Raw genomic sequence first — 17,194 nt, forward strand, 5'->3', positions numbered from 1 at the left:
ATTTTAACTTCGTCTTCCTCTTCTACTTGAACCGGCCGAATACCTCTCGAGCTTCGTCCAAACTTTGGCGCGCCCGGATGTTCAACGATTTTTTGTCCGATAAGCCATATGGCTTCAGCTCTCGGCCCTGATCCAGAACGAGCGGCTTCGCGATGACGTCCTCCAACAATTCCGTCGTCACCTGGAGCGACTTGTAATGCGTTTCTTTGGGCGGCGCCTGCCGCATCAGCTTGAACAAGTTCAAAATCGTATCGGCATAGATCAGCCTCACGATGCTATCCGCGCTCAATACCTGCTTGGACGCGAATTTGAGGATGCCTTCGTAAATGTCCGGCTGTTGGCCGATTTTGTACATCGCCTCCAGCTCTTCGAGCGCGTCCGTTTTGAGAATGGATAACGACTTGGTTAATTCGTCGATGAGTTCCGCCGTCCATTCCGCTTCCGTTTCCTTTGGCACGTCGTACGCTTTATAGGTTTGAAGGACGCCTTCCTTGTGCATGCGAATCATATTGCCGCGATGGCGTTTGAACAGCGCTTGGGCTTGATCGCGATCATCCTGGTGCATTTCGTTCACCGACTTTTCTCGTTTATCCAACAACACGCTCTATTCTACCACGATTTTCATTCTCCTTCCCGCGGGATCGCGACTCTTAATCGAACGAGAGGAAACGTCGAAAAGGAAGAGCGGCGCGCGCTCTTCCTCTAAGAAGTGCTATAGATTCTTCTCGCTTCTTCCCCTAAGAGGGCGAATTAATCTTTTGGCGGTTCGACGGGTTCCGTTCCCGGCGGTTCGATCGGTTCGATTGGTTCGATTGGTTCGTTAGGGTCCGACACATTGCCTGGCAGCTGAGCCGATCCTCCGTTGAGATATCCAATGGCATAGGTAAGCGGAATACGGAATGTCATGCCGGGCGAAATATTGTACACATACCCCTGCTGAAAATCATCCGGATTCGCATAGGCGCGGATCAGCGTTACGTCGCCGATATCGAGCTTGACTTGCGTTCCGCTAATTACCGTTGCGCCTTTGATTCGGTAAGCGGCATTGGCGCGGCCGTCGTTCTGAATGATGATCGTCTTCCCGTTCAATTCGGACAACTGGCTCGGCAGCGCAGAAGCATTCACGATGATCTCGTTGTTCACGGCCAGCGTTCTCGTGAAATCCTCGATGGTGCCAGTCACGGCTCCCGCCCGGTTCGGGGTCGTGCCGCTCGTGCCGATATAGGCGCCATCGTGCACGTACGTGTGCGTAGGACCGTTCGGCGTTTCGCTATAGCAGCCGAAGGCCCCTTTGAATGTAAGCGTGGCAGACAAGTTCGCGCCTTCGATCGTATAGGTCTTGCTTGCATCCAGCGCGCTGATTACAACGTCGGTCCTTCCATTCGCCAACGTGACGCGAACGGCGCGCGCTTCGATATCGCTCACGGCTGCGCCGGCATGTTTCACGATGAGCGGCTCTATGATGCTGATATACGGAGCAACTCTGTAGGGTTCGATGACGGAGATGAAGTTACTCTCGATGTTCGTGCCCCCGTTGTGGGCGATCAAATACCGCACCGCCGCCGGATTGCCAACCTTGTTCGTCGGCGGCACGCCGTCGGCGAGCGCCACGTCGCCCGTCTGACCGACCATCGTAAGCCGCAGATGCACGTCCGTCGGAGCCCCCGCGCCTTGGCCATAGACGTTCCACGTATCCTTCACGTTCCAATCGATGCTGAATAGATTGGACGGCGAAGCGTCGCGCTCCACGTTCTTCAAGTAATGGAAGCCGCTCCCTTTGTACCCTGCTCCGTCCGGTCCGTTCGCCGTCACCGTGTCGTCAGGCGCCCGCACTCCGTAATCGACGTCCGGACCCGCATAGGTCCCCGTCGGCTGCGCCGTCAGCTGCAAACCTTGCGTCGCGACCGTTCCTTCCGCGGAATGGAAGCTGAAATAATGGTCGTTGCCTCCTTTGACCCGGAAGAAGTCCACGGCATACGAACGCTGAGCGTCGATTTTGATCATCGCGGTCGTCCGTCGATACAGCGAAGTTTGCGTATACTCTCCCGGCGCTTGGACGTCGATCAGCTTCACCCGATCCGTATCGTCGGCATGCACCGTTAAGGCGTCGTCTGCTTGGGACATCTGTTTCTTCTTATCGACGACGACGGTATTGTGGCTGATCGTATTGTGCATCCACTGCGAACGATGTGTGCTCACGTTGTCGGCGTAATCCGGATAGCCGAGATCAGGCGCCAAGTCCAGTCCGTACGCATGGAGACCTATATTCAACGTATCCATATGGCCATGATGTGTCGAAGCGCCGTAGTACATCCACAAGTCCCGCAGCGTGCTCGCGGTCCCGCCTGTTTCCGTCTTCGATTTGCCATCGCGAAGCGCGCCAAAACCATAACCGAACATATTGTCGCTCTTCAAGGAAAGCGGCCCATGCTGGTTGATGACCGCCTGCACTTGGTTCGCGATCGCGTTCGGGTTCGCCGTGAAGACGTCGGCGTGCAGACCCGCGCTCGAATTGTTGTTGAGGAAATAAGCTTGCTGCGCGTAGATCGGATCGTTGAATTTCTCGAACGCTTTGATCGAATCGGTCAGGCGCTCGACGATGAACGGATTGCCCGTTCGTCCCGTGTCCCCGATCGCCGGCGTATATTGATCGCTCAGAATGAGCTTGCCCGCGGCGGAGAACATTTTGCGAAACTTCGGATTGTCATACAGGTTGGCGTTCGGGTACAGCCCGTAGCCGTCCAGGACATCCGCCGTCATGCGATGATTGTGGAGCCATAGCGCGTTATAAGCCGGCGAAGCTTCGTTGCCCATGCCGTCGCGGTCGACGTCCCGCACGAACGAATTGAGCATGTTGCCTCCCGTTAACTGGGTAGGTCCCTGCATGACTTGACCGCTTTTGAAAATAAAATCCAACCACTCGCCGGTCGCCGGCATCGTGTTGTAGACGACCGCCGCCATCGCGAGGGCGCTCTGATGCATGCCGTCGTTGCCGAGAATTTGCGTCTTTTTCACGGCCGGGTATACTTGCTCGATAATGCCGTCCTCGATGTTGCGCTTAATGAGGCTGCCGGTGTTTTTCTTGTTCGTCAGTCGGTATTGCCGCGCTTTGCCGTCTAGGAACGAGACAACCTGCGGATCTTCCATGGCCGGGAAGAACGCATCATAGGCGCTGATGAACGTTTTCACCAGTTCGGTCTCCCAGATTCCGCCGAGCACTTTGCCTTTGCCGTAGGATTTGCCCGATGAATTCACGTAGATGCTGTTGTCATATTGACTGATGTCCATCTCCGGATACACATCCGCCACCCGGTCGAGCAGGACGATGCCGGCCTTGGCATACTTCGCGTCACCGGTGTACAAATAAGCATCGCGCAGCGTGTTCAGCGCCTGCTGCACGAACGACCGCTCTCCGTACCACGCCATCCAATGCACGTAATAAGCGACGAACGTGTGGATAGTTCCATCCGACGCTTTCCAACCGAATCCGTCGTCGACGCCCCATTTTGCGCCTTTGTCGGGATACAGCGTATTTACCAGCAAGGCCGGATCCGCCAGCTCCCGCTGAAACAAACCGTGCTCGTCCAGACCGCTTTCATAGTACGCCTGGAAGTCGTTCGTCGGGAATCGGTAGTTTTCGTTGGTGCCCTCTACCTTGGCTATCGGATCGATGATTTTCCATGGCGCGTTCGGATCAGGCTCGAACGGATAGTTGCCGCGGCCATCGATTTTGACGCCCGTTACCGGACTCGTGGTGTTCTTATTGACGGCATAGCTGCGCGGCAGTCCTTGGGACGGGACCGACTTCCACAGGTAATCCCACCCTTTGGCAAGATAAGCATCGGCCTTGGCTACCGCTGCATTCTTCATCTCCGTCGCCCATGGGTATTGCTGGACATTGTAACGGGCGTTCGCGACCTTCTCCGCGTCGTAGAGCGTCGTGGCGGTCTTGCTGCTCTGCCCGATGCTTGTGAACGTCGCGTTATCGAAGTAGACCTCGCCTGCGGCGGATGACAACGTACTAAGACGCAAGCTGGCATAGGCGGCGCCTTCGGGAATCTCTGGCGATAGCGACACGGTCGTCCAGGCGTTGCCGGATGCGCCGGCTTGGGACGCCTGGGAGAGAAACACCTTGTCGGCGTCCCAGAACTCCATCCGAAGTTCCGGAGTACCGGATACGGCGCTGGCGTAGACGCTCGCCGTATAGAGCGCTCCTGCGGATACCGGTATCAGGTGACTGCGAAGCCCCGCGGTTTTGCCTGCGGCGTTAACGACTTTGACGCTTCGCGCGCCTTCCTGGACAGGCGACGTACTCACGTCCACCGTGCCATCGACCTCGCGCCAGTCGGCCGGTCTGCCGTTCTCGAGCCGCTCGAAGCGACCGTTATTCAAGTTCGCGCTTGCCTTGGGCGGCGCAAGACCGAACTTGGCATCGTCGAAATACGTCGTTCCGACGTTGTCCGCAGCCAAATACAAGCGCACCGTCGCGTATTTCGCCCCGGCCGGCGCAGGTCCCGCCGCGCGAATCGGCTTCCATTGGCCGGGCGTATCCTCCTTCACGATGACGTTCTTATCCGTCATGATCTTCCCGACATCTTCCCAATATTCGATGAAGATCGTCGCTGCCCCGGATTCAATATAGGCGAATACCTCCGCCTCGTACTTCACGCCCGCCGTCACGGGCATGAGTTCGCTGCGGATCCCGATTCCCCCGCTAGCATTGGTATCCACGATTTTCACGCTGCGTTCGCCCGTTCGTTTCCTGGCCTGCGCGGATTCGAACGGCTGCCCCGCGAATACGGCGCTCCAGCTGCGCGGTTTGCCGTCGGTCTCGAGCTCCATGCCGCCGTTCTTCAGCAGCGAATTCGGATCTTGCACGACCAGCTGGAACGAAGCATCGTCGAAATAAGAAGTCCCGACGTTCCCTTGCCCGGAATACACGCGCAGGCTCGCCGTCTTCGCTCCTGCCGGCGCGATCTGATTGATAACCAGCTGCTTCCACTGATTCATCGTGTTATTGCCCGCGATCGGGAGCGGGTTCAGGATAAGCTGATTGTTGGCATCCCAAAATTCGAAATAGAGCTGCGAGGCGCCCGATACGTTGTTGCTGTAGACCGATGCCTCGTACTCCTTGCCCGGCTCCACCGGAATCTTCTGGCTGCGCAGTCCGACGGAGGCCGTCGCGCTCCCGTCCGTCAACTGCACGCTGTAACTGCCGCTGTGCGCAATACTCGCGGAGGAAGCGACGGTACCGCTCATAACCGACCATGAGACCGGCAGCCCGCCGGACACCTGTTCGAATCCGGCATTCGCCGGAAGCGGCTGCGGTTGCGCCTCTGCGCTAATCTTCGCAGGCGCGGTCGTCAAACTCCCCCCCTGAAGCAGCATGGCCCACGTCAAGACAACGGCTAAAAAACGCGATGCTTTGAATCGATGCAACGTGACATCATTCCTTTCTCATCCGTTTTTTGATAGATCCGCCATGAAGTGAAGCGCTTTCATAGCGGTCTTCAATTCATTATAGAACGGCCGAAAATGCCGAAATAGGGAATCCGTTCAACAAAATGTCCAACAATTCAAGGTGAGCGGATTGCGTGGAGATACAGACTAGGGTACCGGCCAAGAGTAAACGCGCACGCGACAACGAATCCCAATCCAGCCTCAGCAAGCGGCCCATCAACCAATCCCCCTAGGCCAAAAACCGCCGGGCTACCCCGACGGTTCTTCTACCTGTCCCACCTTCTGCTCCGTGCCGGTTCGAGCCGAGCGGTAGACCGCCTCCAGTACCGCGATCACTTGCCGGGCATACGCGGGCGTGCAGCTTGGCTGCCCCCCGCTCTTGATCGCCGCGAGCAAATCCGAATATTGCAGCGCGAACGGCGAGACGGAGCGGTCCACGTCTACCTCCTCGTAGCCGCCGCCCCGGCTGATCCATAAGCTCTCGCCTGTGGCCACCTTCAGCATGCCGCGCGTGAAGATCAGTTCGGTCTCGTTGCGCTGCGCGCCGAGGTAGCCGGATTGCACGATCGCGGCCGGAATGCCGCCTTCCAGCTCCGCGTATATCATCCCGCTGCCCTCCACGTCGCCCCGATCGCCATAATAACTAGCGGACGCGCTTAGTTTGCGGACATACCGGCCGCTCAGCCACTGCAGCTTGTCGATCGAATGCGTGCCGAGATTCGCCAGAATGCCGCCGCCCGACAACGCTCGCTCCAAGAACCACCCGGGACGCGATGGCTGAAAATAATGCGTGTGCCGCGTATCGTGAATCATCACGAGCTCCCCCAGCTCCCCGCTGTCCATGATGCGCTTGGCCTCGATATTCTCGGCGATGTAATGCTGCGTGTGGCCTACGAGAATCCGGATGTCGGCGCGTCTGCCCGCCTCGATAATCGCATCGCATTCCGCGACCGACAGCGCCATCGGCTTCTCGAGCATCAGGTGGCAGCCATGCTCGGCGGCGAATACGGCGGCATCCCGATGCAGGAAATGGGGCAGCGCGATCACCGCCACATCCGGCCGTTCATGTCGGATCATCTCCCGGTAATCGCGATAGGCCGCAAAGCCGTGCCGGGTAGCTACCGCCTGCGCCTTCGTCTCGTCGAGATCCGCCACGGCGACCGCCGTAAATGGCGGCGCGAGTCCAATCGCGTCCAAATGCGAATCGGCAATCGCGCCTGCGCCCAGCAGCGCGACTCTCAATGTTTCCGTCATGTTTCGCAATCCTCCTCTACTCCGCGATATGGGCCTTCACGCGAATGGCGCGGCCGGTCGCGCGGCTTTCATTGGCCGCCTCCAGGAAGCGCATGATCCGCACCGTCTCCTCCAGCGCTACGGCCGGCACGCCCGTCCGGAACATCCCCATGATCTGTTCCAACATGCTCGCGTAATATGGCTTGGGATGCGCGTACACATCCACGGATCGCGTATCGTTCTCCCGATGCAGCATCACGCCGAACCGGTCGTTGCCCATGCGATTGCCGCGCATCGTTCCGATTGCCCCGTTCGCCCACTCGCCGACGATCAGGTCATGCGCGTCGTTACTCACGGCGCTCACCTGCACGCAGTCCGGGCCAAGCGAGCGGAACAGCATGTCGGCCAGATGGACGCCATACCAGAACAAGCCGGGCTGCGTCGGCTGCTGCGCCATCGGGCCGTAGCTGTCCATCCCGATGATTCGTCCCGCCGCTTCGTCCCGCAGCGCCTCCGACAACCCTTCCGCGAATCGGAGCGCGGAGCAGCTCATCACCGGCGTGCCGTACTGACGGGCAAGCGATAATATCGCCTCGGCGTCGGCGGACGTAACCGCCAGCGGCTTGTCGACGAACACCGGCTTGCGAAATCCGGCGATCCGGCGGAACTGCTCCGGATGCACCCGGCCGTCGACCGAGGTGAGCAAAATCGCGTCGCACGCTTCCGCGACCGCTTCCGGCGAATCCGCGATGTCCACGTCATATTGGTCGCGCAGCCGATCCGTGAATCCGCCCACGCGCGAATAGCTAAGCTCGAAATCGCTCGAGCCTCCCGGATAAGCGGCCGTTATGCGTCCGCCCGGGACGTGATAGGCATGCTGCCCGTCGTGCAGCAGCTCGGCGAATGCGATTGCATGCGAGGTATCCAGCCCAATCATGCCGATACGCAGCGTCGGCTCGTTCATGTGCAATTGCCTCCTTCGATATGCCATTGGAATCCTCCCCTTCTTCCTTCCGAAACTCCCCTAATCAACAAGCCTGCGAGTCCAGTATAGGCGGGAGCGCCCCGGCAGACTAGCCGGCCAGGTCAAGAAATCGTGGTCCATCTATAGAAAAACCGTCAGAATCGGATTCTGACGGCAAGGCTGCGATTACGTTAGCCGATGCTTATACTGCGTAGGCGTGACGCCCGCGTAACTTTTGAACAATTTGCAAAAATAGCGGTAATCGGTAATCCCCACGGCGCCGGACACCTCGTAGATTTTCATCGCCGTTCGCTCCAGCAGCTCGCCGGCTTTGTCCATCCGCACCCGGTTCACGTAATCCGAGAAGTTCTCGCCGACCTCCTGCTTAAACATCTGCCCCGCATACGAAGGATGCATATGCACGTGCTTCGCGAGCTCCGTCAGCTGCACGTCCTCCTTGAAATGCTCATGGATGTAACTTAGCATGTACCGGATTTCTTTGCGAGTCGGGACAGGCGGCTTCTTCCGGCCGGCGAACCATGCCGTCACCGCCTCAGCCGTGTCCGTCCACCACCGGCAGTAATCCGACCAGCTCGCGAGTCGGTCGATTTCCTCGAGGCGGGACGTCACCAAGCCGGGCAGCGGCACAAGCTCAGGGTTCAGCATTTGCCGGGTCATCCGCAGCAGATCCGACGGATGAATCGGCGGGTCGCCAAGCTGCGTCATGGCGAAGACGACGCCTTGGAAATCTTCCGCTTGCTCGCGCGTAAGCGCCCGAACCGCGGCCGCGATTCGCTCCCGGCCCTTCTCCGCGTCCAGACGCTGCAGCGCCGGCGTCCGCTTCGCCACGATCGGCGATCCCGGGTGGTAGAAGTACCCGGCGGCTCCCTCCAATCCTTCCCGCAGGAGCGCGGCCAGCTGCGCCGCTGATAGCGGCTTCCGGCATACCTCCCGCATGACGCCGACGAAGGCGAATCCGCGCCATCCCGCCGGAACGGCCGCGATCGCCTTCGTCGCCACCTGGTTCGCATGCAGCCCATGCCACGGCCGGTCCGATCCGATCAGCAGCCAAATGCGGTCGTGTCCGATCGGAAGCGCGAGCGATCGACAGCCCGCTACGGCCGCATCGGAAGCCAGCAGCGATTCCAACGCCTCGCCGATCCGCCGGCCAAGCTGCATCCAGCTCTCGCTTTCCCGCGCGACTTCTGCATGGGCGCCCGCCTCCGCATGCCAGCCGATCATGAACGAAGCCCAGCTGCCGGCGGTCCCCGCTCCGTCGAACCATTCCGCCGGCGGCGCTGACAGACCGGCCTCGGGCGGCTCGCGAAGAAGCCGCTCCGTCCAATCCCGCTTCAGCGACCACGTCTTCTCCCGCTCCAGCGTCCGCTGCATCTCCAGCTTCTGGTGCACGCCCATCTCCTGCTCGATCGTCTCGGCCACCTTCCGACATGCGTCGAGAATGATCTCGGGCGTTTGCGCCAGCTTGATCAAATAATGATCGACCTTCAGCTCGATCGCCTGCCGGGCATATTCGAATTCGCCGTAGGCCGTCAGGATGATGATCCGGATGCGCGGCCATCTCTTCCGGACGTAGGCCGCCAATTCCAAGCCATTCATGTTCGGCATCGTAATATCGGTCAGCAGCAGGTGAGGCTCCTCGCGCTCGATCCACCGTATCGCTTCTTCGGCGCCGGATGCCGCGCCCATGAACGCGAAGCCCGCCTCCGACCATGGAATGCGCTCGGCGAAGCGGTCGCGCACCCATTTCTCGTCATCGACCATCAGCAGCTTCAACATCTTGCTCTCCCCTTTGACCGCCGTTTTGCCGCTCCGGCCCGTATTCCGGCAGATGGACCGTTACGCGCAGTCCGCCCTCCGGCTCCATCTGAAAATGCAGGCCGTGCGGATAACCGAACGTCATCCGCAGCCGCTCCTGCACGCTGCGCAGTCCCAAATTGTTCAGTCCTCTGTACGGGCTCTGCGCATCCCCTTCTTCCATCAACGCTCGGAGCTTGCCCGGGTCGATGCCGGGACCCGTATCCGACACCTCGATCAGCACGCCGCCCGTCTCCTTGCGCATGGCCGTCACGATGATATGATTCACGTCCGGCTGGCCAAGGCCATAGAAGATGCTGTTCTCCACCAGCGTGATCAACGTCAACTTCGGAATCGGCGCCTGGTAATAGTCGGCAGGCACGGCAACGTCCATCTCGAACACCGCCCCGTACCGCAGCTCCATAATCCGCGCGTACCCTTCCAGCTGCCGGAGCTCGTCTTCGACCGTCACGATATCGCCGACCTTGTCCGTCGAGTATTGCAGCAACCCCATTAGGAATTGGATCATGTCGCACATATCCTTCGTCTGGCCGGTCTCGCCCAAGCAATAGACCGCGTTCAACGTATTGTTCAGGAAATGCGGATGGATCTGCGAATGGAGCACCTTCAGTTCGTGATGCCGCTTCTTCTCTTCGGCTTCGCGCAAATCGTCGAACAGCGATCTGAGATTGCCCATCATCCGGTTGAATCCGGCGGCGATCAGCGTGAACTCGTCGCTGCGCTTCAGATGAATGCGGGCATCCAGATCACCGCGCGCGGCCGCCTTGAATTGACGCGTGATCTGAATGACCGGCTTGCGGATATACGACGTGATCCAGCCCGATACGATCACCGCAAGCACGATGGCCAGCAGCACGATGAGCAGCGCTTGGCGTCTCAGCGTCTCGAGCAAGGGGAACGCTTGCGATTCCTCGATAACCGAGAAGACGACCCAGTCCCAGCGGTTCTGATTGCTGCTGAGCACCGCGTAACTCCCGTGCGAGGTCTGCACGTCGCTGTACGCGTTCGAGCCGGTTCGCGCGATCGCAGCTAGCTTCTCCTTCATCTCGAGATGATCCAGGTACGTCTTCGGGTGGGCCAAATACGTATTGGTCGACAAGTATTCGCCGTCGCCGGTAAACAAATAAATGCGCCTCGGCTCGTTCTGGACAATCTGCGGTCCCGTGAGCGTGCTCAAATCCAAGTCGAGCGCCACCACCCGGTTCCGGTCGATCCGCTTGGCCACGGTAATAATGGCGCGTTCGCCGATTTGGTACGGAGCGCTCCACCAGATGCCGGGCGCGGCCGTCTGGCTCCGGATTTCCCCGATTCGGCCAGGAGCCATCACGAAGCGGTAGCCATAGGGCGCGCTTATCCTCACCTTGTCGTTCTCGATGAGATAGATGCTGTGGATTTGGTCTTGATGATAGGTCATCATATCGTCGAATAGGCGGACGTAGTCGGACTCCTCCAGTTTGTCGTAGAGGACCGGGTTGGAGAGGAATAGCAGCTGGCTCTGAAGCACGTTCATCAGCGTCTTGATGTAATTCTCGACTTGCACGACCGAGCCTTGAAGCGTCTTCTCGTTGTTCTGCCGGATCGGTTCGAACAGTCGTTGATAACCGAAGAAGGCCGTCAACAGGAACGCAATGACGACGGAGAGAAACGTCAGAATAAACAGCTTCGTGCTGACGCTCGACGCGAAGCTGGTGCCCGATAGCCGGCGAATCATGCGATTAACGCCCCCCATGCCATGCGACAATGGCAGCAAAGCCCCCGATAATCGAGGGCTTGCGTCTATTTTTATATCCAATTATAGCATGACGTTCCTATCGCCTGTCCGCACAAATGCGAGATTCGCTTGCCCTTATTCTGCCCCTATCCTTTCACGGATCCGAGCAAGGCGCCTTTGACGAAATACTTCTGCAGGAACGGATAGATGACGAGCAGCGGCAGCGTGGCCACGACGACGACGGCCATCTTGATCGTCTCCGGCGGCAGGGCGTTCAGCGCCAGCGAATTGAGCGACAGCTCCGTGCTGACGTTCGGCGATTGAATCATGCTGCGGAGGACGACCTGCATCGGCATGAGCGTCTTATCGGACAGATAGAAGATGCCCTTGAAGTATTCGTTCCAATGATTCACGCCGTAGAACAAGCCGATGGTGGCCATGATCGGCGCGGACAGAGGCAGCACGATGCGGACCAGCGTCCCTAGATCGCCGCAGCCGTCCACGCGGGCCGCTTCCTCGACCTCGGCCGGCAAATTCTCGAAGTAGGTTTTGACGATCAACAGATTGAAGGTCGAGACCATGCCGGGAATGATCAGCGCCCAGACCGTGTCGTACAAGCCGAGCCCCCGAACGACGATATAGAGCGGGATCATGCCCCCGCTGAAGATCATCGTGAACACGAGCGCCATCAGCACGAAATTGCGGCCAGCAAGCGACTTCTTCGACAGCGGGTACGCGAGCAGCGTCGTGACCGCGAGATTCAGCGCCGTGCCGACGACCGTGATGAACGCGGTGATGCGCAGCGCCTGCGGGATGCGCGGGCTGGCGAAAATTTCGCGGTAAGCTTCCAGCGTGAACTGCTTAGGCCATATGACGAAGCCGCCGTTCTTCATGACCTCCGCGTAAGGCGTGACGGAGACGATAAATACATAATACAGCGGGAACAGCGCCGACAACGCGAACAGCGCGAGCACGGCATAGATGAGCGTATCGGCGGCTTTATCCGGTTTGGTTCTGTGAAGAATGCGCGACATCTTTCCCACCTCCTCGCGCGTTGTAATGGCTTACCATAATCCGTTCCCTCCGACCTTCTTCGCCAGCTTGTTCGCGCCGAGCACGAAGATCAGGCCGACGACGGATTTGAACACGCCCATAGCCGCCGCCACGCCGAATTCCAGCCGCTCGAAGCCGTACCGGTACACCCATGTATCCACGATATCGCCGACCTCGTACACGCGGGCGTTCAAGAAGATGAACACCTGGTCGAACCCGGCGTCCAGAATGCCGCCGACTTTCAATATGAGCATCAGCACGAACACGTCGCGGATTCCCGGCAGCGTCACATGCCATAACTGACGCCAGCGTCCCGCCCCGTCCACGACGGCGGCTTCATAAAGTTCCTGGTTAATAGAGGCCAGCGCGGCCAAATAGATTATCGCGCCGAACCCGGTCGTCTTCCAGATTTCCGTCAAGACGAGCATCGGGCGGAAGAAATCCTGATTCGTCATCAAGTCGATCTGGCCCCAGCCCGCATCGCGGACGAACGTGCTGATCAATCCGGAGCCCGGCGAGAGGAACGAGAACACCAGACCGTAGACGATGACCCACGACAGGAAATAAGGGCCGTACGTGATCGTCTGCACCAGGCTCTTGAACCAGCGGTGCCGAACTTCGTTCAACATGAGGGCGAGCAGGACGTCCGGAATCAAATTGCCAACGATCTTATACAAGCTGATCAGCAGCGTGTTGCGAATAAGCGGCCAGAATTCGGGATTGTCGAATATGATGCGGAAGTTATCCCAGCCTACCCAGGGGCTGCCCCATATCCCCTTCATTAAATTGAAATCCTGGAACGCGATCAGCGTCCCCGCCATCGGCGCGTAATGAAATAACGCGTAATACGCGAGCCCCGGGACCATCATCAAGTAAAACCACCGGTTGCGGTAAAAGGTACGCCACCCGGCTGCCTTTCCCGTCCGTGACGCGGCGGGGTTACGCGGGGTTGAAACGGCCTGTTCCGCCATCGCCATCGCTATCTCCTCCTAAGCCGATTCGTAATCGGAAGACCAAGGGGGAACCCGCGAACGATTCAGGGCTCCCCTCGATGCCTCCTAATCTTCTATTCGAACGCGCGCAATTGCTTATCTTTCAAGACGGCGTTCAGCTGTTTCGTATATTCCGTGAAAATGTCGCGTCCTTTGTATTTGGTCATCAGTTCTTCGCGATATTGCGGCCAATTCTTCCCGCTCTTGTCGTCGAGAATGGCTTTCACGTGGAACTTGCTCATCTCCTTGCGGAAATCGCCGATGTTGATGCCTTCCGGGGGCACCAGGCTGACCGGCGGCAGCGCATTATGTTTCGGGAACCCTTCGATCGTCTTCAGAATCGCGCGGTCATGCTCGGAGATCCGGGAATCGATCAATTCCATGCCAAGCACCTGCGGCTCATCCGGCGTGAACACGCCGTACACGTTCAGCCAGTTGCCGGCTTTGGCGATATCCGCCTCGAAGGCTTCGACGTTCAGCGTGACTTTGTTGCCATCCTTCGTATAATGCTTGCCCTCCTGACCGTAATGCGTCAGCAGGAAGCCCTCTTCGCTCGTCAGCCAGTCGACGATTTCCAACGACCGCTTCACCTTCTCCGGCTGTTTCTCGGCCGCGGCCGTGCTGACGAGGATGCTGCTCTCCGGCACGTTGTACTTCCACATGATCGGCTTGTCGAGCGGATAGATCGGCTTCCAGTCGGCGTTCGGATCGAGCGCCTTCGCGCGGTTCTGGACGCTGGTCGCCACGCTGTCGAGCGCGACCGTCTTGTCTCCAGGCGAGAAGATCATGCCGACCTTCCCCTGCGCGGCTTTGTCGTGATGGGCCGGCGGCTTGTTCAAGAACCAGTCCGGGTCGACGATGCCCTTGTCGATCCAGTCCACCACCTGGTCGAGGACGCCCTCGACTTTCAAATCCGTCCGGTTGTCCACGTAGGCATCGTCGACGATCATGAAGTCCGCCACGAATCCGTTATTCAGCCATTGAGGGAAGTCGAAGGGCAGGCTTAGGCCGTTGCCGGCCGCCGTGAACCCGTATGTATCCGCTTTCCCGTTACCGTCCGGATCGCCCTTGGTGAATTGCGTCAAGACGTTCGTCAGCTCTTCATAGTTCGTCGGCGGCTTCAGCTGCAGCTTATCGAGCCAATCTTGGCGAATGTACCAGGACGCGTAGGTGTTCCGCTGGAACGGCAGAATGGCGCGCGTGAATTCGCCCTGCTTCAGCTGATAGGCGTCCAGCTCCTGCTTGCTCACCCACTTGAAATAATGCGGGAGCGTGGTTTCCGTGAAGAAGGCGCTGAGATTCGCCGCGATCCCGTCGTCGATATATTTCTGCGATTCCGCGCCGCCCGCGATGAACAGATCCGGCGCGCTTCCGCCCGCCAGCGCCGCGTTCAGCTTGGCGTGATACTCTTCGCCGAACACCATATAGTCGATTTTCAGATCGACATTGAATTTCTCCTCGATCGCGCGCTTCACGAAATCCTGATCGGCGCTCGGCAGCGTCACGTTCGCCAGCATGTTATTGGCAACCGACCAATTCAGTTCCAGCTTGGCGGGCTTCGCCGGCTCGTTCCCGCCCGTCTCGCCGGCATTGCCCTCTGCGCTCTTCTCCCCGCCGGTGTTGCCGTTGCTACAGGCGGCGAGCAGCATGAGCGCCGCGATTCCTAGCCATACCGCCTTTTTCTTTTTCTTCTGCATCTGATAACCCCTTCCCGTCTCTATCATCCATTGCTTGATTTCAGTATACGGGCAAGCGGCTGGACGAAAATAGATGACGATTTCAAAAAATGGTGGACGAATTCGAGAGATCGCGTCGGCGAGCGGACAAAGCAAAGAAGCAGATACCAAGACGGCATCTGCTCTGGGATGGTTATCGTACTCCACCCTTTCTACAGCATCGGCGCTTTCAAAGCGGTGTCGATGTTCATCAGATCCAGCCGGATCTGATCCGCGGTGTTCCACGGGTGATACCAACCCCGCTCGATCATGTAGGCCATGATCCTCTCGTGCGTATCGATTGCTTCCTCCAGATGCTTCGTCAGCACGGCTTTCACTTCCGGCGTGCCGGCTTCCGTAACGGCCATCGCGTAATTGCGGACGCCGCTTTTGGCATTGATCAAGAAGTTGGTCGCGACCACTTGATCCGTCAACGTGCTCATGCCGGTTAAATGTTCCACGATCGTATTCATCGTTTCGCTCCTATTGGATGGCTTTCGTTAACAGCGTCCCGAGCTCCTGCAGCTGTATATGCGTCATTTCCACGTCCTGCTGCAAAATTTCCTTGAGCTGCGGGTCCGAAACGAGGCCACGCATCGTTTTGGCTGTCGTCAGACAGATGGTTTTGAACGCCGCCAGTTCATGTACCTCCAGCGTTTCGTGCAATGCGAAATTCATGTTTGCGCCTCCTCTTCGCCAATTAAGGCTTCAAGACCACCTTAATGCAGTTGTCCTGTCTCGTATCGAAAAGTTCATAGCCACGCTTCGCTTCGCTAAGCGGGATCACGTGCGTAATGACGTCGCTTGGATCGACTTTGCCCGTATGGATCAGCTCGTACATATACGGCATATAGTGGATGACCGGCGCTTGACCCGTGCGGAGATTGACGTTCCGCTGGAAAATATCGCCGAGCGGGAAGGCATTGTAACGGCCTCCGTAGACGCCCGTGATTTGAATCGTGCCGCCTTTGCGAACGGCTTGCGATGCAATAACGATGCCGCCCATCGCGCCGCCATGCAATTTCAACCCCGAGGCAAGCGACTCAAGCGGCGTCATTTTGCCGCTCATGCCCGAACAGTCGATGACGACGTCCGCCCCGCCTCTGGTCATCTCCTTCAGGTCGTTGCCTACATTCTCGAATGCGCCGGCGTTGACGGTCTCGACGCGGTTCGTCCGCTTCGCGTGCTCCAGCCGGTAATCCAAATAATCGACCGCGATGACGCGGCCCGCCCCTTTAAACCAGGCGAACTTCTGGGCGAGCAGGCCGACGGGACCGCAGCCGATGACGATGACGGTATCGCCGGCTTTCACTCCCGCGTTATCCACGCTCCAGAACGCGGTCGTCATCGCGTCCGAGATCAGGCACAGCGTTTCATCCGGATGCTCGCAGTTTTCCGGGATTTTGAAGTGGGTGAAGTTCGCGAACGGCACCCGAAGAAGCTCCGCCTGTCCACCTGGATAGCCGCCGGTCGTGCCGGAATAGCCAAAGTAGCCCCCCATTTCACCGTTTTCGTTCGAATGATCGCATTGACTTTCCAGCTGATTTTGGCAATAGAAGCATTCGCCGCAGGCGATGTTGAACGGAATGATGACGCGGTCGCCCTTCTTCAGGTTCTTCACGTCGGGACCGACCTCTTCGACGATTCCCATCGGCTCGTGGCCGATGACGTAGTCCTCTTGCAGGTTCGGAATCATCCCGTGAATGAGGTGTAGATCCGATCCGCAAATGCCTGTCGTCGTCAAGCGCACAATCATATCGTCGGCTTTCTCGATTTTCGGATCCACGACTTCCTTTACGACGACGTTCTTGACGCCTTGATAAGTGACGGCTTTCATGCCTCGCTGCCTCCCATATGCTCGTCCGGCGTCCGGTCGAACATGCCCTTGCGCGACGTATCGTCCGCGAATAATTTCTGCTTGCTGATTTCCAACGTATTCGTAAGCGACAGCACGTCCAGCTTGAACTGTTCCTGAAGTTCGTAAGGATGGAACCATTTCTTCCTGACCATCAGTTCCGTAATTTCTTGATGAAGGGCGATCCCTTGCCGCAGCTGTTCGCGAAGCAGCGCTCTCGCCTGAGGGGACACGGTTTCCGTTAGAGCGACGGCGATATTGCGCACGCCTTCTTTGGCTCGCATTAGAAAATCCATCGCAAACGTCATGTCCGCCATCTCCGGCATATTAAGCGCGTTGGCCGGGTCCAGCGCATCCATCTTGATCGGGCCATCT

13 protein-coding genes are annotated in these 17,194 nt (G+C 58.4%); all 13 read right to left on the reverse strand.

Annotated elements, in window-relative coordinates:
- Positions 1-22: 22 nt before the first annotated feature.
- A complete protein-coding gene (locus BCM02_RS09270; RefSeq protein WP_148928811.1) occupies positions 23-574 on the reverse strand; it encodes a hypothetical protein in 552 nt (183 codons plus the stop codon).
- Between the two features lie 176 nt (positions 575-750).
- Entirely contained in the window at positions 751-5,367 is a 4,617-nt protein-coding gene (locus BCM02_RS09275) for a carbohydrate binding domain-containing protein (RefSeq protein ID WP_187434111.1), read from the reverse strand.
- A gap of 342 nt (positions 5,368-5,709) precedes the next feature.
- Positions 5,710-6,714, reverse strand: coding sequence for a Gfo/Idh/MocA family protein (locus BCM02_RS09280; protein ID WP_148928813.1), 1,005 nt, complete (start codon positions 6,712-6,714; stop codon positions 5,710-5,712).
- Between the two features lie 16 nt (positions 6,715-6,730).
- Positions 6,731-7,657 (reverse strand): Gfo/Idh/MocA family protein, encoded by a 927-nt coding sequence (locus BCM02_RS09285; RefSeq protein WP_148928814.1) that lies wholly within the window; start codon positions 7,655-7,657, stop codon positions 6,731-6,733.
- A 186-nt stretch (positions 7,658-7,843) separates the two neighbouring features.
- Positions 7,844-9,454: a response regulator transcription factor gene (locus tag BCM02_RS09290; protein ID WP_148928815.1), complete on the reverse strand. Its 1,611-nt coding sequence runs from the start codon at positions 9,452-9,454 to the stop codon at positions 7,844-7,846.
- On the reverse strand, positions 9,429-11,204 hold the full coding sequence (locus BCM02_RS09295; protein ID WP_187434112.1) for a cache domain-containing sensor histidine kinase: 1,776 nt from the start codon (positions 11,202-11,204) through the stop codon (positions 9,429-9,431). The genes BCM02_RS09290 and BCM02_RS09295 overlap by 26 nt, the downstream gene beginning before the upstream one ends.
- A gap of 146 nt (positions 11,205-11,350) precedes the next feature.
- Positions 11,351-12,238 carry a carbohydrate ABC transporter permease gene (locus tag BCM02_RS09300; protein WP_148928817.1) on the reverse strand — a complete coding sequence of 296 codons (888 nt, stop codon included), beginning with the start codon at positions 12,236-12,238 and terminating at the stop codon, positions 11,351-11,353.
- A gap of 30 nt (positions 12,239-12,268) precedes the next feature.
- Positions 12,269-13,234 (reverse strand): ABC transporter permease, encoded by a 966-nt coding sequence (locus tag BCM02_RS09305; protein WP_246183289.1) that lies wholly within the window; start codon positions 13,232-13,234, stop codon positions 12,269-12,271.
- A gap of 89 nt (positions 13,235-13,323) precedes the next feature.
- Positions 13,324-14,946, reverse strand: a complete 1,623-nt coding sequence (locus tag BCM02_RS09310) for an extracellular solute-binding protein (protein WP_187434113.1) — start codon at positions 14,944-14,946, stop codon at positions 13,324-13,326.
- A 191-nt stretch (positions 14,947-15,137) separates the two neighbouring features.
- The gene (locus BCM02_RS09315; protein WP_148928819.1) at positions 15,138-15,437 is read right to left on the reverse strand and encodes a spore coat protein; all 300 of its coding nucleotides are present in this window, start codon (positions 15,435-15,437) and stop codon (positions 15,138-15,140) included.
- A 10-nt stretch (positions 15,438-15,447) separates the two neighbouring features.
- Positions 15,448-15,642 (reverse strand): hypothetical protein, encoded by a 195-nt coding sequence (locus tag BCM02_RS09320; RefSeq protein ID WP_148928820.1) that lies wholly within the window; start codon positions 15,640-15,642, stop codon positions 15,448-15,450.
- A gap of 22 nt (positions 15,643-15,664) precedes the next feature.
- Complete coding sequence (locus BCM02_RS09325) at positions 15,665-16,801, reverse strand: zinc-dependent alcohol dehydrogenase (RefSeq protein ID WP_148928821.1); 1,137 nt, start codon at positions 16,799-16,801, stop codon at positions 15,665-15,667.
- Positions 16,798-17,184 (reverse strand): spore coat protein, encoded by a 387-nt coding sequence (locus tag BCM02_RS09330; RefSeq protein ID WP_148929215.1) that lies wholly within the window; start codon positions 17,182-17,184, stop codon positions 16,798-16,800. The genes BCM02_RS09325 and BCM02_RS09330 overlap by 4 nt, the downstream gene beginning before the upstream one ends.
- Positions 17,185-17,194: the final 10 nt, after the last annotated feature.

The organism is Paenibacillus methanolicus (genome assembly GCF_008124765.1).
Lineage (GTDB): Bacteria > Bacillota > Bacilli > Paenibacillales > Paenibacillaceae > Paenibacillus_Z > Paenibacillus_Z methanolicus.